The sequence below is a fragment of the Streptomyces sp. NPDC058955 genome (assembly GCF_042741435.1).
GTDB lineage: Bacteria > Actinomycetota > Actinomycetes > Streptomycetales > Streptomycetaceae > Streptomyces.
Map to the genome: position 1 here is coordinate 48,373 of NZ_JBHYKM010000001.1, position 21,385 is coordinate 69,757.

16 protein-coding genes and 1 pseudogene are annotated in these 21,385 nt (G+C 71.6%); 7 read left to right on the forward strand and 10 right to left on the reverse strand.

Annotated features, from left to right (window positions below; genetic code table 11):
• Nucleotides 1-39 precede the first annotated feature (39 nt).
• The 3 genes from ACFW1I_RS00235 to ACFW1I_RS00245 are packed head-to-tail and all read right to left on the reverse strand — an operon-like array spanning nt 40 to nt 4,443.
• Nucleotides 40-2,661, reverse strand: coding sequence for a cation-translocating P-type ATPase (locus ACFW1I_RS00235; RefSeq protein ID WP_384664583.1), 2,622 nt, complete (start codon nt 2,659-2,661; stop codon nt 40-42).
• Between the two features lie 7 nt (nt 2,662-2,668).
• Nucleotides 2,669-3,529 carry a universal stress protein gene (locus tag ACFW1I_RS00240; RefSeq protein ID WP_384664585.1) on the reverse strand — a complete coding sequence of 287 codons (861 nt, stop codon included), beginning with the start codon at nt 3,527-3,529 and terminating at the stop codon, nt 2,669-2,671.
• Nucleotides 3,526-4,443 (reverse strand): universal stress protein, encoded by a 918-nt coding sequence (locus ACFW1I_RS00245; protein WP_384664587.1) that lies wholly within the window; start codon nt 4,441-4,443, stop codon nt 3,526-3,528. The genes ACFW1I_RS00240 and ACFW1I_RS00245 overlap by 4 nt, the downstream gene beginning before the upstream one ends.
• Before the next feature lie 247 nt (nt 4,444-4,690).
• Between ACFW1I_RS00245 and ACFW1I_RS00250 the strand changes: the two genes are divergently transcribed.
• Both ACFW1I_RS00250 and ACFW1I_RS00255 read left to right on the forward strand, forming a co-directional pair.
• Nucleotides 4,691-5,314, forward strand: coding sequence for a CBS domain-containing protein (locus tag ACFW1I_RS00250; protein WP_384664589.1), 624 nt, complete (start codon nt 4,691-4,693; stop codon nt 5,312-5,314).
• A 22-nt stretch (nt 5,315-5,336) separates the two neighbouring features.
• Nucleotides 5,337-6,326 carry an Acg family FMN-binding oxidoreductase gene (locus ACFW1I_RS00255; protein ID WP_384664590.1) on the forward strand — a complete coding sequence of 330 codons (990 nt, stop codon included), beginning with the start codon at nt 5,337-5,339 and terminating at the stop codon, nt 6,324-6,326.
• Nucleotides 6,327-6,353: 27 nt separating this feature from the next.
• On the opposite strand, the gene ACFW1I_RS00260 is transcribed toward ACFW1I_RS00255, so the two are convergent.
• The 3 genes from ACFW1I_RS00260 to ACFW1I_RS00270 are packed head-to-tail and all read right to left on the reverse strand — an operon-like array spanning nt 6,354 to nt 10,593.
• Entirely contained in the window at nt 6,354-8,744 is a 2,391-nt protein-coding gene (locus ACFW1I_RS00260) for a glycoside hydrolase family 65 protein (protein WP_384664591.1), read from the reverse strand.
• A complete protein-coding gene (locus tag ACFW1I_RS00265; RefSeq protein WP_384664593.1) occupies nt 8,741-9,514 on the reverse strand; it encodes an HAD family hydrolase in 774 nt (257 codons plus the stop codon). Before ACFW1I_RS00265 ends, ACFW1I_RS00260 begins: the two co-directional genes overlap by 4 nt.
• On the reverse strand, nt 9,514-10,593 hold the full coding sequence (locus ACFW1I_RS00270; RefSeq protein ID WP_384664852.1) for a zinc-dependent alcohol dehydrogenase family protein: 1,080 nt from the start codon (nt 10,591-10,593) through the stop codon (nt 9,514-9,516). Before ACFW1I_RS00270 ends, ACFW1I_RS00265 begins: the two co-directional genes overlap by 1 nt.
• 173 nt (nt 10,594-10,766) lie before the next feature.
• On the opposite strand from ACFW1I_RS00270, the gene ACFW1I_RS00275 reads away from it, so the two are divergent.
• The 5 genes and pseudogenes from ACFW1I_RS00275 to ACFW1I_RS00295 all read left to right on the forward strand — a co-directional run.
• Nucleotides 10,767-12,194 carry an MBL fold metallo-hydrolase RNA specificity domain-containing protein gene (locus ACFW1I_RS00275; RefSeq protein ID WP_384664595.1) on the forward strand — a complete coding sequence of 476 codons (1,428 nt, stop codon included), beginning with the start codon at nt 10,767-10,769 and terminating at the stop codon, nt 12,192-12,194.
• Nucleotides 12,195-12,287: 93 nt separating this feature from the next.
• The gene (locus ACFW1I_RS00280; protein WP_384664596.1) at nt 12,288-12,758 is read left to right on the forward strand and encodes a cyclic nucleotide-binding domain-containing protein; all 471 of its coding nucleotides are present in this window, start codon (nt 12,288-12,290) and stop codon (nt 12,756-12,758) included.
• A 12-nt stretch (nt 12,759-12,770) separates the two neighbouring features.
• On the forward strand, nt 12,771-13,436 hold the full coding sequence (locus ACFW1I_RS00285) for a CBS domain-containing protein (protein ID WP_384664598.1): 666 nt from the start codon (nt 12,771-12,773) through the stop codon (nt 13,434-13,436).
• Nucleotides 13,433-14,038: a CBS domain-containing protein gene (locus ACFW1I_RS00290; protein WP_384664600.1), complete on the forward strand. Its 606-nt coding sequence runs from the start codon at nt 13,433-13,435 to the stop codon at nt 14,036-14,038. Before ACFW1I_RS00285 ends, ACFW1I_RS00290 begins: the two co-directional genes overlap by 4 nt.
• Before the next feature lie 14 nt (nt 14,039-14,052).
• A pseudogene (locus tag ACFW1I_RS00295) lies at nt 14,053-14,178 on the forward strand (DUF4389 domain-containing protein); the annotation flags it as partial.
• On the opposite strand, the gene ACFW1I_RS00300 reads toward ACFW1I_RS00295, so the two are convergent.
• The 4 genes from ACFW1I_RS00300 to ppsA all read right to left on the reverse strand — a co-directional run bounded on the left by ACFW1I_RS00300 (nt 14,148) and on the right by ppsA (nt 21,284).
• Nucleotides 14,148-16,859 carry a cation-translocating P-type ATPase gene (locus tag ACFW1I_RS00300; protein WP_384664601.1) on the reverse strand — a complete coding sequence of 904 codons (2,712 nt, stop codon included), beginning with the start codon at nt 16,857-16,859 and terminating at the stop codon, nt 14,148-14,150. The pseudogene ACFW1I_RS00295 and the gene ACFW1I_RS00300 sit on opposite strands and share 31 nt — an antisense overlap.
• Nucleotides 16,860-17,558: 699 nt before the next feature.
• A complete protein-coding gene (locus tag ACFW1I_RS00305) occupies nt 17,559-18,014 on the reverse strand; it encodes an Hsp20/alpha crystallin family protein (RefSeq protein ID WP_384664603.1) in 456 nt (151 codons plus the stop codon).
• Between the two features lie 213 nt (nt 18,015-18,227).
• Nucleotides 18,228-18,641, reverse strand: a complete 414-nt coding sequence (locus ACFW1I_RS00310; RefSeq protein WP_384664605.1) for a CBS domain-containing protein — start codon at nt 18,639-18,641, stop codon at nt 18,228-18,230.
• Between the two features lie 249 nt (nt 18,642-18,890).
• Nucleotides 18,891-21,284 (reverse strand): phosphoenolpyruvate synthase, encoded by a 2,394-nt coding sequence (gene ppsA, locus ACFW1I_RS00315; protein WP_384664607.1) that lies wholly within the window; start codon nt 21,282-21,284, stop codon nt 18,891-18,893.
• Nucleotides 21,285-21,385 lie beyond the last annotated feature (101 nt).

The window sequence follows — 21,385 nt, forward strand, 5'->3', positions numbered from 1 at the left end:
CCGCGTCGAGCGCACAGTCCTCGCCTGACGAGCACATACTCACGGTAGTTCCGGTGTCTCCGGCGCTCCAGCCGGATGCGTCCCGCGGAAGGCGGTGCGGACGAGTCTCGCGGCAAGGAACGCCGCGGGGGCACCGGCCACCGCGATCCCGACGCCCGCCCAGCCGAGCGGTTCGGTCTCCAGGACCGAGCTCAGGAAGGGCACGTACAGCGCCGCCACGGCAAGCAGGGCGGAGGCGAGGACGGACAACGGGAGGAACGGGTTCTTGCGGGTGAACAGCCGGGAGCGGAGTCCCAGGACGGCGCCCAGCTGTGCGGCGAGCAGCGCGAGGAAGAGGACGCTCTGCCAAGCGAGGTCGAGTGCGCGGGCGCCGAGTCCCGCGCCGAGCGAGACCGCCGTGACGACAGCGGCCAGGACGAGCAGGCGCTGCCAGGCACCGCCGCCCAGGATGTGCTGGTCCGGCGGGCGAGGCGGTCGTCGCATCGCTCCCGGTGAGGCCGGCTCGGCGCCCATGGCGACGCCGGTGAGGCCGTGCGTCAGGAGGTTGATCCACAGGATCTGGCCCGCTCGCAGGGGCAACGGCAGCCCGAGCAGCGGGCCGATCAGCATGACGAGGATCTCGGCCGCGCCGCCGGCCATCCCGTAGACGAGGAAGCGCCGGATGTTGTCGTAGACGCGCCGTCCCTCGTCGACGGCCGCCACGACCGTCGACAGCTCGTCATCGGTGAGGACGAGGTCAGCGGCCTGCCGCGCGACTTCCGTGCCGCGCGCGCCCATGGCGACGCCGATGTCGGCGCGGTGCAGGGCGGGGCCGTCGTTGACCCCGTCACCGGTCATCGCGGTCACCGCTCCCCTGGCGCGCCACGCCTCGACGATGTCCAGCTTCTGCTGGGGGTCCGTACGGGCGAAGACCCGCACCGAGGTGAGGTCGGCGACCCGTCCCGCGGCCACGTCCGCCCCTGTGACGACGCGGCCCTCCGACGCGCCGCCGTCGCCCGGGAGCGCGACATGCGACGCCACCGCCCGAGCCGTCGCGGGGTGGTCGCCGGTGGTGAGGACGGCGGTGATCCCCGCCGCCCGGCAGGAGGCGAGGGTCGCTGCGGCATGCGGTTTGGGCGGGTCACTGAGCGCGACGAGGCCGAGGAGAGCGAGCCCCGACTCCGCCGCGGTGACCGGGTGCGGGTTGTCGTTCCGCGTCCCCGATGCCACCGCGAGCAGGCGGTATCCCCGGGCAGCCAGGCGCGCGGCCTCTTGGCGAGCCTCCGCGAGCGCGTCCGGAGGATCGGACAGGACGGCCGGGTCGAGGACGGCTTCGGGGGCGCCCTTCAGGCAGACGAGCACCCCGTGTCCGCCGGTCTCGTGGAGTGTGGTCATGCGTCTGCGGAGGCTGTCGAAAGGCGCCTCTCCGATCCGGGGACGGGTGAGCGCCAGTTCTGTGGGATCCGGGCAACCCGTCTTGGCCGCTGCCGTCAGCAGAGCGGCCTCCATCGGGTCGCCCAAGGCCGTCCAGCGGCCGTCGGGCGCCTCGTCATCCGCCGGGCGCAGCGTCGCGTCGTTGCACAGCGCGGTGACCGTCAACAGCTCACGAAGCGGCTCGAGCTCGTCCGCCTCCGCCGGCCTCCCGGCGACCAGGACCTCGCCCACGGGTTCGTACCCCACACCCGAGAGCTCGGCGCTCACGCGCGGCGTCCACACGTGCTGGACGACCATGCGGCCCTCGGTCAGAGTGCCGGTCTTGTCCGTGGCGAGGACGGACACCGAGCCGAGCGTCTCCACCGCAGGAAGCCGCCGCACCAGGGCGTGCCTGGTGACCATGCGCCGGGCCCCGAGAGCCAGGGCCAGAGTCACGACGGCGGGGAGGGACTCGGGGACCGCCGCCACGGCCAGGCTGATGGCGGTGACCGCCATCGTCCCGAGCGGCAGCCCTCGCACCAGGCCCAGGGCGAACACCAGGACGCACAGGGCGAGTGTCACGGCCGCGAGGACGCGCCCGAGGGCGGCGAGTCGGTGCTGCAGCGGGGTCGGCTCACGACGTTCGTCGAGGAGAGCCGCGATGCGGCCGAGCGCGCTGGACGCCCCGGTCGCCGTGACCACCGCCACGCCCCGGCCTCGGACGACGACGGTGCCTGCGCTCAGCGTCGCACCCGGATCCTTGTCGACAGGCACGGACTCCCCCGTCAGCATGGACTCGTCCACCAGCACGGATGACGCCTCGGCGAGGTCGGCGTCGGCGGCGACGATGTCGCCCTCACCGACCAGGAGGACGTCACCGGGGACGACCGACGCGGCGGAGAGGTCGCAGACTGCGCCGTCGCGCCGTACGCGCGCGTGGGGGGCGGTGAGGGCGGAGAGCGCGGCGACGGCGTTGTCGGCGCGGATCTCCTGCGCCACCCCGACGGTCGTGTTCACGAGGACGACCATCCCGATGACGATCGCGTCAGGATGGTCGCCGATCGCGAGGGTCAGCACGACGGCCCCGAGGAGGACCATGATCAGCGGGTCCGTCAGCTGGGCCAGGACCCGCTGGTGCACCCGTACGGGCTTGCTCGCGGTCACCTCGTTGGGTCCTATGTCGGCGAGGCGGCGGGCGGCCTCCTCCTGGGTGAGTCCCGTCGTCTCGCGCACCCGTACGGGCGCCCGGTCCGCTGCCGCCCTGGTCATGGCCTGCTCACCCTGCGGGAACGGTGATCACCGGGCAGTGGGCACGGTGCAGCAGCCCGTGGACGACGGAACCGACCCGCATCCCTGTGTACCCACCCCGGCCCCGACGGCCCACGACGACGGCCAGGGCGTGTTCGGCGGCGTTCGCGAGCGTTTCGACGGGGGAACCGGTCGACACCTCGTGGGTGAGTCGGACGTCGGGGTACTTCTCCGCCCAGCCCGCGGTGGTCTCCGAGAGGAGGCGGCGCTCGGCGTGGAACAGCGTGTCACCGCTGTGCAGGGAGAAGACAGGGGGCTGCCAGACGGCGATGGCCCTCAGCGCGCAGCGCCGGAGGTCCGCTTCCTCGAAGGCCCAGGCCAGGGCTGCTCGTGAGGACTCGCTGCCGTCGACGCCGACCACGAGGTAGGGCGTCTCCTGCGTGACGTGCTCCGCGTCGCCCACGACGACCACTGGGCAGTGCGCCTTCGCGGTGACCGGGACGACGAGGGAGCCGGCGCTCAGGAACTCCTCGGTACGGCTGAGGTGCCGGGAGCCCAGCACGACCATGCCCGCCTCCTGTGAAAGGCCGGCCAGAACTGCTGCCGGGAACCCGTCGAAAAGGGCGGAGGTGGCCTCGACGCCCGGCTGCCGGGCCTGAGCCCAGGCGAGTGCGGTACGCAGGGCCTCGGTACCGGCCTGCCTCTGTGCCAGGCGACGGGGGGTGTCGTCGACGTGTTGGGTGTCGTGCCGCGGTGGTACCGCGACCACCAGGCGCAGTCCCACGCCTCGCAGGTGAGCCTCGTCCACCGCCCAGGCAAGGGCCAGGTGCCAGTTCTTGACCGGGTCGATGCCGATCGCGATGTCGCGTCGGGCCGTGGTGCGTGTCATGACGTGCTCCCGTGTCCGGGCCCTTGCCGAGGGATGAGCTCCACGGGGCAGTGGGCGTGCTGCAGCAGGCCGAGCGTGGTCCGTCCGATGGTGGGCCCGAGATAGCCGGGCGACCGCCGGCCTCCCACGACGAGCAGGTCCGCGTGACGCGACGCCTCGACGAGAGCTCCGGGCACACTGTGGCTCTTCTCGCCGTCGGCGTGCACGGTCAGTGCCGGAAACTCGTCCCGGACGGTGTCCGACACCAAGGACAGCGCGCGTACGTGATCGCGGGCGACCTCCTCGCCACCGTTGCGCAGCAGAGCCCGCGGCCCGCTGGACAGCCCCGTACCCCAGATATGCAGGAGTCGTACAGGCGCCTTGCGCAACAGGGCCTCGCGAGCCGCCGCACGGGCACAGCCCACGTCGGCCTCGTCCCGGACCGCCGCCAGGACGACGCCTACCTCGGCGGGCTCGGCTGGTTCGGCCGGCTCGGCCCCGCGCACCACGACCACGGGCGTGGTCGCGCCGGCCGCGACCTCAAGGCCGACCGATCCGAGCAGCAGTGACGAGAATCCGCCGAGGCCGCGGTGTCCCACGACGATCGTGCCGGTGAGAGCGGCGGCTCGTCGCAGACTGCCCGGGGCAGCGCCATCGGTGAGTTCTGTGACGACGGTCAGCTCGGGGTGGCGCGCCGTGACCGCCTCGGCGGTCCGGTCGAGCAGTTCCCGCCCCGCCTGCCGGCTCCTGACGATCTCCGTCTGGGGCAGGAACGGAGCCGACGCGTCCGTGTCAGCCGCATGGACGAGGCAGAGCGTGCTGCCCCGCCGGGCTGCCTCCGCCGCCGCCCACATCGCCGCTGTGCTTGCGAACGGTGATCCGTCGACGCCGACGACGACCCTGCCGAGGCCGGGACGGGCCGTGGTTCCGTCCATGGTTCCTCCTCGCACGGTCCGGGGGACTTGATTCCACCCTGGCAGTCGGTGCCGGGCGGCCGGAGGGCCGCTGGGGCCAATGGCGGGACCAAAGGTCCCCACCCGGGCCGGTCGGGGTACGGAGGGGCAGTGACGTGCCCGTTCGGTCCTGCCCTGGGACCGTTCGGCCCTCGCCGACCCCAGGCGTGCGTTGGAGGCTGGTCACACGGGACAGACACCTTCCGGACCCCCGACAGGAGGCGCCGCGATGAAGCACATGAAGATCGGCGGTCTCATGACCAGCAACGTGGTGTCCGCCGTCCCCGCGACGTCGTTCAGGGAGATCGCGAAACTGCTCGCCGAGCACGACATCACCGGGGTCCCCGTGCTGGACGAGGACGACCACGTCGTCGGAGTCGTCTCCGAGAGCGACCTCCTGGCCCGCCACGAGCTGACCGCACGGGATTTGATGACCACGCCGGCCGTCACCGTCCACGCCGAGGAGACGGTGGCCGACGCGGCGCGGCTGATGGTGCGTCGCGGAGTCGAGCGCCTCCCCGTGGTCGACGTGGAGGAGCGACTGGTGGGCATCGTGACCCGCCGTGACCTGCTCTGCGTCTACCTCCGCCCGGACGCGGAGATCCGGCGCCGCATCCGCGAGGACGTCCTCACTGATGCCATGGACCTGCCCGGGGACGCGGTCGACGTGCACGTCCTCGACGGCGTGGTGACGCTCGCCGGTCGTGTCCGGCGACGCGGCCAGGCCCAGATGCTCGTCGAACTCGCCGAGCGGGTCGACGGTGTGGTCGCGGTCGTGGACCGGCTGTCCTTCCATGAGGACGACACGCGTCTCACGTCCTCCACCCGGACTCCGCACGACTTCTCTTGGTGACTCACCGCAGACAGGACGAACCGTGTCTACCACCGCTCTGACCCGACCCCTCGTGACCTCGCTGATCGAGGACGCCGTCACGGCTCCCTCGATGCACAACGCACAGCCGTGGAAGTTCGTCGCCAGGACGGACACCGGTGTCATCGAACTGCACGGTGATCCGCGGCGCGGCATGCCGCACGGAGACCCCGATCACCGCGCCCTGCACCTCGGCTGCGGCGCCGCCCTGTTCGGTCTGCGGGTCGCCGCCGCGTACCGGGGCCTGCATCCGGTCGTGCGGCTGCTGCCGTCCCCCGGAGATCCCTGGCACTTCGCCGACGTGCGGTTCACCGGCCCCGATGACGCCGACAGCGATCTGGGCGGCCTCCATGCCGCCCTGGCGCGGCGGCACACCAGCCGCTTCCCGTTCACGGAGGAGCGGATCCCCACCGAGGTGATCGACGGACTCCGTGCGGCTGCTCTGCTCGAAGACTGCAGGCTGGTCGTGCCGGGCGAGTGGCATGCCGTCATGGTCATGGGTCTCGTCCACGCCTCCGCGCTGTACGAAGCAGCGGACGAGGCCGTACGTGCGGAGATCGCCGCCTGGACACGCACCGGTGAGGCCGGGGAAGGCCCCGCCACCGAGGGCATCCCCGCGTACGCCCTCGGCCCGCGGCAGTACGACGTGACCTCCCCCGTCAGGGACTTCGACTCCCGTCGGCGGGTGCCCGGCCGTGATGCGGCCCGTTTCGAGAAGAGGCCGCAAATCGCGCTGCTCGGCACGCCGAGGGACGCGCCGGAGGACTGGCTGAAGGCAGGCCAGGCCCTGCAGCGGGTCCTTCTGCAGGCCACTCTCGACGGTCTCGCGACCTCGCTCATGTCCCAGCCGCTGGAATGGCCCGAGCTCCGCTCCGACGCCCGCGATCCCGGCGCGGTCGGCGGTTTCGTCCACATGGTGATCCGCCTGGGCTACGGCCCCGGGGGCCGTGCCACGCCGCGCCGTCCGGTCTCCGAGGTGCTCGCCTTCGACTGAACCGCCTCGCACGGACGGATCCGCTCCTCACAGCCGGAACCAACGCTCCTGTCCGGGTGCGACGGTGACCCTCCGGTCGCCCGGGAGGAAGACGGCGAGCGGGCCCGCGGACGAGGCGGGTACCCGGACGGCCAGCCGGCCGGGCAGCATCCGCAGGCGCACTCCTCGATGGCGGCCGACGCACAGGGTGAAGGCGAACCTGGGGATCTCCGCCAGCGGCACCGGGGCCACCCGAAGCCCTTCCGGTCCGGTTTCCAGGCCGGTGATGCCACGCTCGACGAGGTCGATCGTGCCGGCCATCGCGCCGAGATGGACGCCCTCGCCTGTCGTTCCGCCCTCGACGTCGGCGACGTCGGCGAGCAGGGCCTCCTCGCAGTACCGCCAAGCCTCGGGACCTTTCTGCCGGGCCAGGACCCAGCCGTGGACGAGGCTGCTGAGCGTCGAGCCGTGGCTGGTGCGCCGCAGGTAGTACGCGACGGTCGCCCGCCACACCTCGTCGTCCAGCTCGTACCCGAGCCGGTCGAACAGGCCGTACAGCTCATCGGGCCGGAAGAGGTAGCCGAGCATGAGGGTGTCGGCCTGCTTGGACGCCTGGTAGCGGTTGACCGTGTCGCCCTCGGCTTCGAGGATCCGATCGAGGCGGCGGATGTCGCCGTACCTCGCCCGGTACGCCTCCCAGTCGAGCTCCGCCAGCTCGCCGTAGCCCTCGAACTGACTCACCACGCCCTGGTGGAACGGCACGTACAAACGGCGGGAGACGTCCTCCCAACGGGCGAGTTCGCCTGCGTCCAGCGACAGCTGCTCCGAGAGCTCCGAGCGCCGGGCCCCGGGCAGTTCACCGAGCAGGTCGAGGCCGCGGGCGAGCACCCAGGCGGCGGTCGCGTTGGTGTAGGCGTTGTCGTCGATGCCCGGGGCCACGGCACCGGGATAGGCGTCGTGGTACTCGTCGGGTCCCACGACCCCGCGGATGCGGTAGCGCCGCAGGGCGGGGTCGAAGTCAGCAGCCCCGGACCAGTAGCGGGCGACCTCAAGGAGGATCTCCGCCCCGGCAGAGTGGAGGAAACCACGGTCTCCGGTGGCCTGCGCATACCGCCAGACGTTGAACGCGACGGCGGAGCCCACATGGCGCTGGAGCCGTGAGTGATCGGCCAGCCAGCGTCCCGAACGCGGGTTGAGGTGCAGGGTCTGCGTCTCCTCCCGTCCCGAACTCGCGCTCTGCCATGGGTACATCGCCCCTTGCCGACCGACGAGACGGGCGGCCTCGCGCGCTACCGGCAGTCGACGGTGCCGGTACATGAGCAGCGCTCGGGCCACCTCGGGGAAGTGCAGGTCGAGGTAGGGCAGGACGAAGAGCTCGTCCCAGAAGACGTGCCCCCGGTACGCCTCACCGTGCAGTCCGCGCGCGGGCACACCCACGTCCAGGTCCGCCGTGTGCGGGGACAGCGTCTGAAGCAGGTGGAAGACATGCAGCCGCAGGATGCGGCCCGCCTCCCCGGGCACATGCAACTCGCCCTGTTCCCAGACGCGCCGCCAGGCCGCCTTGTGCGACGAGAGCAGGCGGGGGAAGGCCGGAGCACGAGCGATCGCGTCGACGGCCGCAGGAAGCGGGGCGACGGCGGGCCGGTCCATCGAGGTGTGCAGCGCGAGAGTCTTCACGACCATCGCCGAGCGGCGGGGAACGACCGGCAGCCGGTACGTCTGCACGGTGCCGGCCGCCGTGGCCGCCTCGCGCGCGGGCTGCGCGGGGCGGGTGACCGTGCGCACGGCCATGGCGACCCTTATGCCCGGAGCGGCCGTGCGGCAGGAGATCCAGGCGACGCCGTCGGGCTCGAATCCGGACCGGTGGTCCGTGAGATGACGTCCGTCGAGGTGCCGGTAGCGCTCGACCCCGGCGTTGGTGACGGCACCGTCGAGGACGGACCGAACCTCGATCGAACCGCTCCAGCCGTAGGCGCGGAACAGGGTGCACTGGGCCGCGAGCCCGGGGTCTCCCATGTGCACCACGCGGATGTGGCTGACGCGTAGGCCCCGACCGCGGGCGTCCTCGAAGAACAGGCGCCGGGTGAGCACACCCGCGCGCAGGTCGAGGTGGACGTCGTAGTGGCGCAGTTCTACGGCATCGGGCGTCAGCCAGTCACCGGCCGGACCGTCGTCCGGTAGGCAGCGGTAGCGCAGGTGCGTCCAGTTCGGAAGGTTGACGAGGTCCTCGTTCTCGACCCGCTCGCCCGCGACGACCGAGGTGAGCCGGTCGTAGCAGCCGGCCAGGTAGGTGCCCGGGTAGTGCGTGGTCCCGGCGGTGCACTCGGGAGCGGACCCCCGGGTGGCGAACCGGCCGTTGCCGAGCGTGCAGAGCGCTTCCACCAGCCGCTCGCGCTCCGGCTCGTAACGGTCGTAGCTCCACGTCCAGCCGGTGGTCATCCGCGCTCACCCCACACGCTCCGGACCAGCGTCATAAGATCCGGGACCACCAGGTCTGCCCCCTGCTCCCGCAGGAGGGCGGCGGTGCGCGGAAGCGGAGTGCGGTCGACGCCGACGACGAGACCGAATCTGCCGCGACGCCCCGCCACGACCCCGGCGAGTGCGTCCTCGACGACCGCGGTTTCCTGCGGATGGGTGTCGAGGAGGGCGGCGGCCCGCAGGAAGAGCGCGGGATCCGGCTTGCCGGCGAGGCCGAGCCGGGCGGCGTCCTCGCCGTCGACGATCACGGCGAGGAGACCGTCGAGTCCCGCGGCACGGATCAGTTGCCGGGCGTGCCGGGAGGCCGACACCGCGGCGCACGGGACGCCCGCCGTGCGCAGGGCCGCGAGGGCCGGCCGGGCGTCGGCGAAGGCGGTGACGCCTTCCGTACGCAGCAGCTCGACGAACGCCTGTTCCTTGTGTGCCGCGACGCCCCAGACCGTGCCGCAGCCGGGCGCGTCGTGCGGCTCTCCCACGGGGAGGTGAAGGCCGCGGGCGCTGAGGAAGGCCGCGGCTCCGTCGTACCGGGACCTGCCGTCGACGAGCCGGCGGTACTCGGCGTCCGCGTCGAAGGGCGGCTGTGTCCCGCTGTCGGGCGCGAGCTGGTCGAGGCAGGCGTCGAACGCGATCTTCCACGCCGCCGCGTGCACGACGGCGGAGTCGAGCAGTACGCCGTCGGTGTCGAGGACGACACCGTCCGGCGGCCGAGAACCCGGGCCTCGGCCGTTCATCAGGCCACCGGCGTGTCAGGGAGGCTCACAGCCGTGTGCTGCGGGCCGCCCAGGGCGACTTTGAGGGCGCCGGTCTCGGCCGCGTCGCCGAAGACCCCGTACGCCTCCTCCATCTGCCCCAGCTCGAACCGGTGTGTGACCAGATCCGCTGACGGCAGCCGCCCGTCGGCCATCATGCGCAGCAACATGGGCGTGGACGAGGTGTCCACCAGACCGGTCGTGATGGTGACGTCCTTGATCCACAGGTCTTCGAGGTGGAGGGCCGCCGGCTTGCCGTGGACACCTATGTTGGCGATCCTGCCACCGGGCCGGACCATCCGTGTGCACATCTCGAACGCCTCCGGAACGCCTACCGCCTCCATGACGACGTCGGCGCCGAGGCCGTCGGTCAGATCCGCGACCAGCTGTTCCGGGCCCTCGTCCGCGTTCACCGTGGCGTCCGCGCCGAGGGTGCGGGCGGCGGCCAGCCGCGACTCGGCCAGGTCGACGGCGACGATCCGGCCCGGGCTGTAGAACCGTGCGGTGGTGATGGCGGCGAGACCGATGGGGCCCGCGCCGACGACGACCACGGTGTCGGCGGGGCGCACGGCGCCGTTCAGAACCCCGACCTCGTAGGCGGTGGGAAAGATGTCGGCGAGCAGGACGGCGTCGAAGCTGTCGATCGTTTCCGGCAGCGGGTGGACGGACAGGTCGGCGAAGGGCACACGGACGTACTCGGCCTGGGTGCCGTCGACGGTGTGGCCGAGGATCCAGCCGCCTCCGCCCCGGCACTGCCCGTAGCGGCCTTCACGGCAGAAGCGGCACCTGCCACAGGCGGAGATGCACGAGATCAGGACGCGGTCGCCTGGTCGTACCGTGCGGACGTCGCTTCCGGTCTCGACCACGGTACCGACCGCCTCGTGTCCGAGGACCCGGCCGGGCGTCACCTCCGGGACGTCCCCCTTCAGGATGTGCAGGTCCGTGCCGCAGATGGTGACCACGTCGACCCGCACGATCGCGTCGCCAGGCTCGTTGATGACCGGGTCGGGCACATCCTGCCAGTCCATACGGCCCGGCCCCCGGAAGACGAGTGCCTTCACGACGTCCACCCACTTCCCGTTGCGCGTCGGTGCGGTCCTCGGCACCAGGCTCCGCGGAGCCTCCCTGCGGCGCATGAGCCGGTCGGCCCACGAAACGGGCCCGCATGGACCCTCTGGACCGGCTCGGGCGGATGCGAGGGTGGAGACCGGCCCCCAGCGAAGGAGGGATGGCCATGTCCGAAGCAGCCCCCAATCCCGCTCCCACCACCCCGCGCCCGGCACTGCTCAGCTTCCTGGGCGGGGTGGGTACGGTCACGGGCAGCAAGTTCCTGGTCGAGAGCGACCATGCGCGGATCCTCCTCGACTGCGGTCTCTTCCAGGGTTTCGCGGCCCTGCGGCGCCGCAACTGGGAGCGGTTCGCCCGCGACGCCGCGGACGTCGACGCCGTGGTCGTCACCCATGCCCACCTGGACCACTGCGGCTACCTGCCGCGCCTGGTCCGGCAGGGTTTTCGTGGACCGATCCTCACCAGTGCCCACACCGCCCGGCTCGCCGGGATCGTGCTGCGCGACAGTGCCCGCCTCCAGATGGAGGCCGCACGGCACGCCGACGAGCACGGCTGGTCCAAGCACCGCCCGGCCAAGCCCCTCTACGACGACTCCGACGTCGAGAAGACAGTGGCGTTCTTCGACCCCGTCGCGGTCGACGAGGACGTCGAGATCATGGCCGGCAACCGGCTGACGCTCCACCACGGCGGGCACATCCTCGGGTCGGCATGGGTGCACCTCACGCTGGAGGACGGTCACACTTTGGCCGTCTCCGGAGACCTGGGCCGCCCAGGACACCCGCTTCTCCTGCCGCCCGAGCCGTTCTCGGGCGCCGACGTGCTGCTGATGGAGTCGACGTACGGCGACAGGCGCCACGACCAGGAGTCCGCCCGGTCGGAGTTCGCCGCCGTGATCGCCCGGACGCTCGCCCGCGGCGGCACCGTCGTCATCCCGGCCTTCGCGATCGACCGCACCGAGGTCGTCCTGCACGAGCTGAGCCGGCTGCGCGACTCGGGCATCCTTCCCCGGTCGGTCCCCGTGTACGTGGACAGCCCCATGGCCCTGGCAGCCCTCGACGTATACCGAGATGCGGTGCGCGAGCAGTCCACGGAGCTGCGGCCGGAGATCCTGGCCGAGGGAGAGGCCGCACTGAACCCCGAACCGTTCCTCGCCGCCCGGACGGTCCAGGAATCCATCGACATCAACAGGACGCACGGCCCCGCCGTCATCGTCTCCTCGGCCGGCATGGCGACCGGCGGCCGCGTCCTGCACCACCTGCACCGACTGCTCCCCGATCCGCGCAACGCGGTCGTCGTGGTCGGCTTCGCCGCGGCCGGCACCCGGGCGCGGGACCTGGTGGACGGTGCCCGGACGCTGAAGATGTTCGGCGAGTACGTGCCCGTACGGGCCGAGGTCGCCGACGTGCCCCACTTCTCGGCCCACGCCGACGCCGGCCAGATCATCGACTGGCTGCGCGGCGCCCCTCCCCCGCACACCACCTACCTCGTCCACGGCGAACCGGCCGCCTCCGAGGCACTACGCGACCGCATCGACCACGAACTGGGCTGGACGGCCGTCGTACCCCGCTCCGGGGAGGCCGTCCTGGTCCGCTGAGGCGGGCCCTTCGGTCCCCCGGTGTGACCTGCGCGGCCCTCCCCGTGCCCGCACGCGGCGCGGGAGCCTGTGAGGGAAGGGCTGGAGGACATCATGACCACCACGCGGACGCTGCTGAACGAGCTCTCCCCCGAGGCACGTGACCGGCTCCTGGAGCACTCCCACCCGGTCCGCTTCCCTGCGGGCACGCCTATCTTCCACGAGCGCCAGCATGCCGACCGCTTCTGGATCATCGAATGCGGTCGCGTCGAACTCGACATGCACGTCCCCGGCCGCCGAAACGCCGTCGTGGACACCCTCGCGTCCGGGGCCCTCCTCGGCTGCTCGTGGTTGTTCCCGCCTTACCACTGGCACCTCGGTGCCACGGCGACCACCGAGGTGCGTGCCCTCGAGTTCGACGCGAGTGCGGTCAGGGAGCTCTGCGCGGAGGACCTGTCCGTCGGCGAGGCCGTGTTCGCCTGCGTCGCCGCGACGATGGCGCGTCGGCTCCTTTCCACCCGCAGCCGTCTTCTGGACGACCTCATGCCGCGCCTCGGCGCGGAAAGCCTCGCGTACGCCCGCTGAGGAGAGAGAGTCATGACCACCCAGCCGTTCACCGTCGCCGACGTGATGACCAAGAAGGTCGTCGCCGTCCTGCCCGGCGCGGAGTTCAAGGAGATCGTCACCACCATGGAGCGATGGAAGGTGACCGCCGTGCCCGTGGTCGAGGGCGAGGGCCGCGTCGTCGGCGTGGTCTCCGAAGCGGATCTGCTCCTCAAGGAGGAGTTCCACGACCACCGCCTCGGCCTCGTCGAGCAGATGCGACGCCTGGACGCCACCGCCAAGGCCGGCTCCCGCCGGGCCAAGGACCTGATGACCTCGCCCGCTGTCACCGTCGCCCCCGAGGCGTCACTTCCTCAGGCCGCACGCCTCATGGCCGCCCATCGCGTGAAGCGGCTGCCGGTCGTCGACGCGAGCGGCGTGATCCAAGGAATCGTGAGCCGCGCCGACCTCCTCAAGGTCTTCCTCCGCCCGGACGACGACCTCGCCGCCGAGGTGCGCCACGACGTCATCGAGCACCTGTTCCCTCTCTCCCGCCACCAGGTCGCCGTCCGTGTCGACGGCGGCGTCGTGACCCTTTCCGGCGAGGTCCGCGACAGCACGCGCATCCCGCTCGCGGAACGCCTGGCACGGGCTGTCGAGGGCGTGGTGGACGTACGGTGCGAGCTCATCGCCCAGGACGCAGGAGGTGACGAGAAATGAGGCACCGCAGCGTCGCAGATCTCATGACGCCCACGGCGGTCAGTGTCGTGCCGGACACGACGTTCAAGGAGATCGCGCGGCTTCTGGACGAGTTCGACATCACCGCAGTGTGTGTGGTGGACGAGTCGAACCGGCCACTGGGCGTGGTCTCGGAGGCGGACCTGGTGCGCCGCCGTGCCGCCGGGGCCGGGCTCGACACCGCGGGCGCGCTCATGTCGAGTCCCGCCGTCGTCGCCCGACCCGAGTGGAGCGTGGTGCGCGCCACACGCGTGATGGACCGGGCCGGCGTCAAGCGCCTGCCCGTGGTCGACGACGACGGGCAGCTCGTCGGCGTGCTCAGCCGCAGCGACCTCGTCCAGCTGTTCCTGCGGAGGGACAGGGCTATCCAGGAGGAGATCGTCGAGGACGTGATCACCCACACCCTGGGGCTGAGCCCATCAGCCCTCTCGGCGGAGGTCACGGACGGCAAAGTCACCCTCAGCGGCACGGTCAGCCGCCGCAGCCTCGTTCCGGTGCTTCTCCGGCTCTGCAACAGCGTCGACGGTGTCGTGGGGGTCGTCGACCGGCTCACGTACGAAAACGACGACCTGACGAGGACGTGACGATCATGGACTCCCTGATCCTCGGCCTGAACCGCTGGGACCTTCGCGTCGCCGCCTACGCGAGCCTCATGACGGACACCTACCCGCCCTTCCGCCTCGACCAGGGTGGTCACGAGCCGACCGTGGGTGCCGCGCGCTGACGGCGCCGCCTGGCGCGCCGGAGCTCGTCCGTGCCCCACACCAGGACCGGAAACGTCGCGATGAGCAGGATGACGTCCAAGGGGAGGGCTGCCGTGCCGAAGAGGTGCTGGAGCGGTGGCGCGTAGACGAGCGCTGCGGTGAACGCGAGCTCGAATGCGATGCCGGCGAGGAGCAGCGGGTTCGAGAACACCCCGATGTCCCGCAGCGCGGCGTGGTCGGTGCGGGCAGCGAAGGCGGTGCCCACCTGGCAGGTGACGATGCCGGCGAAGGTGGCCGTCGTGGCCGTCACGTAAGCGTGGTGCAGGGGGCTGCCCGTGCCCGTGGGATCGCCCGGCTGCCAGCCCGCGCGCCAGAGCACGTAGAAGAAGCCGGCCATGACGAGGGCCGCCGACACCAGGCCCAGGTAGCCCCAGCTGCGGACGAGCATGTCGCGGGAGATCACGCCCTGGTGCCGTGGCCGGGGCGGCCGCTGCATGATGCCCGGCTCGGAGCGTTCCCGGCCGAGGGCGAGGGCGGGCAGCGTCTCGGTGCCGAGGTCGATGGCGAGGATCTGCAGGACGGTGAGGGGAAGCGGGACGGCGCCGGCGGAGAGCGCGAAGACGAGGAAGGGCACGATCTCCGGGGTCGCGTGGGCGAAGATGTAGACGATGAACTTGCGGACGTTGTCGTAGACGCGGCGCCCGGACTCGACCGCGGTCACGATGGTGGCGAAGTCGTCGTCGGTGAGGACCATGGTGGCGGCCTCGCGGGCCACGTCGGTGCCGGAGCGTCCCATGGCCACTCCGATGTGGGCGCGGTGCAGCGCGGGGGCGTCGTTGACCCCGTCACCCGTCATGGCGACGATTCGGCCGTGGGCCCGCAGGGTGTCCGCCACCTTGAGTTTCGTCTCGGGCGAGGAGCGGGCGAAGACGATCTCGGCGTCGCCCTCCACGAGGAGCCGGTCGAGCTCGTCGTCGCGCAGCGACTCGGAAGCCGCGACCACGTGCAGGCCGGGCACTCCGATGCCCACCTCCCGGGCCACCGCCGCGGCGGTGGCTCCGCTGTCCCCCGTCACGACGTGCACTCGCATCCCGGCCTCGTGGCAGCGGCGGACGGCCTCCGCCACCTCGGAGCGCGGCGGGTCGTACAGCCCGACCAGACCGAGCAGTCCCAGTTCCGATTCGGCGTCCTGGCGGTGTGATGGCGGATCCGCGCCCGACGGCAGGTCCCGCGCGGCGACGGCGAGGACCCTCATGCCGCCCTGGGCCAGCTCCTCCGCCGCGGAGCGGGCCGCGTCTGTGGCCGAGCCGGGAAGGACGCGGGCCAGGATCGCTTCCGGTGCTCCCTTGGCGACGATCCGCAGGCGACCCGTCGCCTCGTCGTCCTGGACGACCGACATCAGCCGCAGTCGCGGATCGAAGCGGAACAGTCTGCGCCGTCCCGCGTCGCGCCGGGCGAGATCCACCGGAGCCCCGTGGTCGGCGGCCCCGGTGACGAGGGCGGCCTCGGTCGGATCGCCGTGCAGCTCGCCCTCCTCCTCGCGGGTGACGGTGGTACACAGCGCGCTCGCCCGCACCAGCTCCTGCGCCCAGGGGCCGGGTTCCGCTCCGTGCTCCGCGGTCCAGAGAGCCCTCAGACGCATGCGGTTGCGGGTCAGCGTGCCGGTCTTGTCCGTGCAGATGACGCTCGTGGAGCCGAGCGTCTCCACGGCGCTGAGTCGTTTCACCAGGGCGCCCTCGCGGGCCAGCGCGCGGACCCCGACGGCGAGGGCCAGCGTGATGGTCGGCAGCAGTCCCTCGGGGACGTTGGCGACAAGGAGCCCGATGGCGAACATGAGGGAGTCGGTCACCGGCAGTCCGACAGCCACTCCGACGACGAGGAACAGGGCTCCCATGCCGGTGGCGACGCCGGCGATGAGCCAGGCGACCTTCTTGACCTGTCGTTCCAACGGGCTCGCCTCGCGCCGGGTCCGTTGGCTGAGGGCGGCGATCCGGCCGATCTCGGTGTGGTCGCCGGTGGCGAACACGGTGGCCCGGGCCTGTCCCTCGACGCAGGTCGTCCCGCTGAAGACGAGGTTCGGCTCCTCCAGCAACGGGGCGCCGAGGAGTCCGGCCGCGGCCATGCGTTCGGCGGGAACGGACTCCCCCGTGAGCATCGACAGATCGACCTCCACTCCGCCTTCGGTGACGCGCGCGTCGGCGGGGACCTTGTCGCCCTCTTCCAGGAGGATCACGTCGCCCGGCACCAGGTCACGCGCCTCCACGGTGAGGGGCCTGCCGTCGCGCACGGCGAGGGCGTGCTCGGGCAGATACCGCGCGAGGGTATCCACCGCCCGCTCGGCCTGCTGTTCCTGAAGCAGCGCGAAGGCCGCGTTGACGGCGATGACCGCCAGGATCGCCCAGCCGAGCACCCCGAGATCCGCTACGAAGGCCAGTGCGGCGGCGGCCCAGAGCAGCAGTGCGAGGGGGTGTACCAGCTGCCCGACCAGCTCCCGCGCGAAAGAGGAGCGGGCCTTGCGTCGTACCTCGTTGGGCCCGTGAACGGCGAGCCGGCGGGCGGCCTCGCGGGCGGACAGCCCGTCCGGCCCGGTGGCGAGTTCCCGACGCAGCCTGGGCAGGGGCTCGCTGGGGTCGAAGGGCAGCGCCGGGGCAGGGGTGGTGCTCGGATCCGCTGCGGTTCGGCCGGCAGCGCGGTCAGTCATCGTCGCCCCCGGCATCACTTCCCCGGTGCAGGCGGCCGGACCACACGGGTTCCACCTGCTCCCACTCCCGTTCCCAGGCCGCGAGCCGGTGTCCTTCGCTCCGCCGCCGTACGAGGAGGACCACGCCGGCTCCCGTCGCCCCGACGGCACCCGCTGCCGCGATACCGCCCGAGAGAGAGGTGAATGCCCGGTCCGCAGCGCTGCCCGGGGGTCGGGTGGGGGATCCCGCGTCGTCCACCCAGATCGTCACGACGCGGCCCGGGGGCGTCCTCGGCGGGACATGGATCGTCCCTGAGCGGCGGACGTGCTCCGGCTGTTCCCACGCCGCCGGTGCGAGGGCCTGCGGCTTCGTGCCGTACCCGGCGGCGGGTGTTTCCTTGGCCGGCCCTGTGGTGGTCGCCTGCACCTGATGACGGTGGGCGGCGAGTTCACGATCGGCCCTCGCTCCGGCGTTCCACAGCATTCCGCCGGCCACGGCGCCGCAGACCATGGCGATGATCAGGACGAGGGCAAAGGCGGCACGCCCGCGGGATCCTTCCACAGGCGGGCCGGACCCACTGCCCGAAGGCTCCTGGTGAGTCATGCCGCACCTCCCGTCGGGTGTGGCCGGATGAGGAACTGCGACACCGCTCAGGGGGTGGCGTCCAGTTCCGTTCCGATGTGGTGGGTCATGCCCGGATCCGTTCCGGACTTAGGGGTTCACGACGTGGCGCCTTCGGGCGGGGTGCCGCCTCGCTTCACCGGGATGGTGCGTGCGGCACCGGTCTCCTGCTCGGGCATCGGGACGCGGATGGTGAGGATGCCGTCCTCGTACGACGCCTCGACGTCGTCGGCCGGGATGGTGGCCGGGAGACGCACGGTCCGGCGGAACGATCCGTAGCGGAACTCCGAGTGCTCCTTGTCCTCCTCGCTCTCGCTGTGTTCCGCACTCACCGTGATCAGGTTGTCGTCGACGGTGATGGTGAAGTCGTCGGGGTCCATTCCGGGCAGTTCGGCCCGCAGCACGTACCCGCCGGCGTCGCTTGACACCTCCACGGGAATGGAGTGAGCAGCCGTCGCGGGTCGCCACCCGGGCAGCCCCGGAAACTCCCGGTTGAACCAGTCGTTGAAGTCGGGGAAGAGGCTGTGCCTGCGTTCCACCTTGCCTCCGGCCATTGTTCTGCTCCTCGTTCCCGGGGCCCAGGGCGGTCGCCGTGGGCCCGATTCGGTACGGACGGGCGGTGGACCGGGGTACGGGGCCGGTCCGACTCCGTAACCCCATCGTCCGCCTGCGAGGTCACGTGGCGCAGCATCCAAGGGGGCTGTCCGACGGGGCCGAACGGGCCGCACCGGGACCGACTGGCCCCTTGCGCCACGGTTCCGGTGCTTTCAGCGGCAGATCTCCTCGACGAAGTGGCCCACTCGTTCCTCGGGCAGGTGCCGGGCCAGGTCCGCCTCGCTGATCATGCCGACCAGGCGGTGGTCGTCGATCACGGGTACGCGGCGGACGCGGTGCTCCTGCATCGTGCGGAGCACCTGCTCGCTGTCGGCGTCCACATCGACCGTGATCGGCTTGCCCTGGGCGAGGAGTCCGGCCGTCATGTGGTGGGGGTCCTTGCCCTTGGCGAGGCACTTCACCACGATGTCCCGGTCGGTGATGATGCCGTGCAGCCGGTTGTCCGGCCCGCAGATGGGCAGTGCGCCGACATCCAGTTCGCTCATGCGCCGTGCTGCGTCCATCAGGGTTTCGTTCTCCTGCACGCAGCTCGCACCGGTGTGCATGATCTCCCTTGCGGTCGTCATGGCCGCGGCCTCCTTTCAGGCCCCCCTCACTCGTGATCCGGCCGATACGCCGTTCCTTCAGAGATCAGAGGAAGAGCGTCGACACCCTGATGGTGTGCACCGGGCGCAGGGGAAGCCTGTTCGTTCCCTCTGCGGGTGGCTGGTGCTTCTCGGGGCGACCGCGGCGCGTGTCTGTGGCCGCCGGTCGACCGGGCTTGGCCGTCGGCCCGGCGTCCCGGGCGAGTCGGTGCCGTGTCTTCCTGGGCATGGTCACTCCTCCCTTCCTCCAGTGCCCCTTTCAAGCGTCGCCTCCGCGCGGGCCACGTGCCGTTTGACGGCTGCGAAGCTGTCCGGCGCCACGGAGATGGAGTCGAGGCCCGCGTCGACCAGGATGGCGGTGAACGCCGGATCGTCGCTGGGCCGCTGCCCGCACAGTCCGACAGGGCGGTCGGCCGCGTGGGCTCGGGCAGCGAGGACCTGGACACTGCGGACGACGGCGGGATCCCGCTCGTCGAAGACATGGGCGAGGGCCTCGGAGTCGCGGTCGACGCCGAGGGTGAGCTGGGTGAGGTCGTTGCTGCCGATCGAGAACCCGTCGAAGCGTTCCGCGAAGTCCTGGGCGAGGATGATGTTGGCCGGTATCTCCGCCATGACGTAGACGCGCAAGCCGTTCTCACCTCGTACGAGTCCCTCCTGCGCCATCACCGCGAGTACCTGGTCCGCCTCTCCGAGGGTGCGGCAGAAGGGGATCATGACGACCACGTTCGTCAGTCCCATCCCCTCACGGACCCGGCGCAGCGCACGGCATTCGAGGGCGAATCCCTCGCGGTAGCCGTCGCTGTAGTAGCGGCTCGCACCACGCCAGCCGATCATCGGGTTGGACTCGTCCGGTTCGAAGGGCCGGCCGCCCAGCAGCTTGGCGTACTCGTTCGTCTTGAAATCACTGGTCCGGACCACGACGGGGGCCGGCCAGCGGGAAGCGGCGATCCGGGCGATCCCGTGGGCCAGGCGCTCGACGAAGTACTGTCCGCGGTCGAGGTACCCCTCGGCGAGCCGGCCGATGACATGACGGTCATGCGGATCGAGCCGCTCCGGGTGCAGCAGCGCCATCGGGTGGACCTTCACCTGGTGGGCCACGATGAACTCAAGACGCGCGAGACCCACTCCGTCGGCGGGGAGCCTCCACCAGCGGAACGCGGCCGACGGGTCGGCCAGGTTGAGCATCACCCGGGTGCGTGTGGCGGGCAGCTCCGCGAGGTCGGTCAGGATCTCCTCGTAAGCGAGCAGGCCGTCGTGGACCCGTCCGCGCTCGCCCTCGGCACACGACACGGTCACCTGCCTGCCCTCCTGCAGAACCTGGGTGCCGTTGCCGGTGCCGACGACGGCGGGGACACCGAGTTCGCGGCTGACGATGGCGGCGTGCGAGGTGCGTCCGCCATGGTCGGTGACGATCGCCGACGCCCTCTTCATGACCGGTTCCCAGTCGGGGTCGGTGACTCGGGTGACGAGAACTCCGCCCTTCGGGAAGCGGTCGAGGTCGACAGGGGCGTCGAGGGCGACGACGGGGCCCTGGCCGATCGCCTCGCCGACCGCGATGCCCTCCACGAGTGCTTCACCGGGGACGGCGGTCAGCCGGCAGCGGCGCAGGGTCGTGGACCGCCGGCGCGACTGCACGGTCTCAGGGCGCGCCTGGACGATCCAGAGTTCGCCGGTGAGGCCGTCCTTGGCCCATTCGAGGTCCATGGGGCAGCCGTAGTGCTCTTCGATGGCGGCCGCCCAGGCGGCGAGCTCGCGGATCTCCGCGTCGGCGAGTACCCGTTGGTTCCGCTCGGCGTCGGCGGTGTCGAGGGTGCGGGTCAGCCCGGTGTCCGCGTACACGGTCTTCAGCCGCTTCGTGCCGATCCGCACATCGATCACGGGGTTCAGTGCAGGGTCCTTCACGCTCGGTTTGAACACCGTGTACTCGTCGGGGTCGACCTGGCCGCTGACGACGGTCTCGCCCAGGCCCCAGGCGGCACTCACCACGATCACCTCGGGGAAGCCGCTCTCCGGGTCGAGGGTGAAGGCGACCCCGGCCCCGGCGAGGTCGGAGCGGACCATGAGCTGGACGCCGACGGAGAGGGCGACGGCGAGGTGGTCGAAGCCCATCCGCTCGCGGTAGTCGATCGCCCGGTCGGTGAACAGGGAGGCGTAGCAGCGCCGGCACGCCGCCAGGAGCGCCTCGGGTCCTCGTACGTTCAGATAGGTCTCCTGCTGTCCGGCGAAGCTGGCCTCGGGCAGGTCCTCGGCCGTCGCGCTGCTGCGCACGGCCACTTCGGGTGTCTCCCGGTCGCTCTCCTCGGCCAGCCGCTCGTACGCGGTCAGGATGGCGTCCCGCAGGGGCTCGGGCAGCTGCTGCGCGAGAAAGAGCGAGCGTATGGCCGCGCCGACCTCATCGAGCGGGGCGCCTTGGTGCAGGCGGTCGATCTGCTCCTCGACAGAGTCGCGCAGTCCGTGGCTCGCGAGAAGTTCCTCGTACGCCTCGGCGGTAGTGGCGAAGCCCGGCGGTACGCGTATGCCCGCATCGCCGAGCCGGTTGGTCATCTCTCCCAGCGAGGCGTTCTTGCCTCCCACCCGGCCGACATCCGAGCGGCCCAGCTCCGTGAACCGTACGACGCGTCCCATCGGTCCCATGACATCCTCCGTGCTCCGTGGTCTCGGGCGTCCTCAGTACGGGAGCTGTCGGCCGGACGGGGTGCGCAGATCGAGGGGCCTCGGCCTGCGGG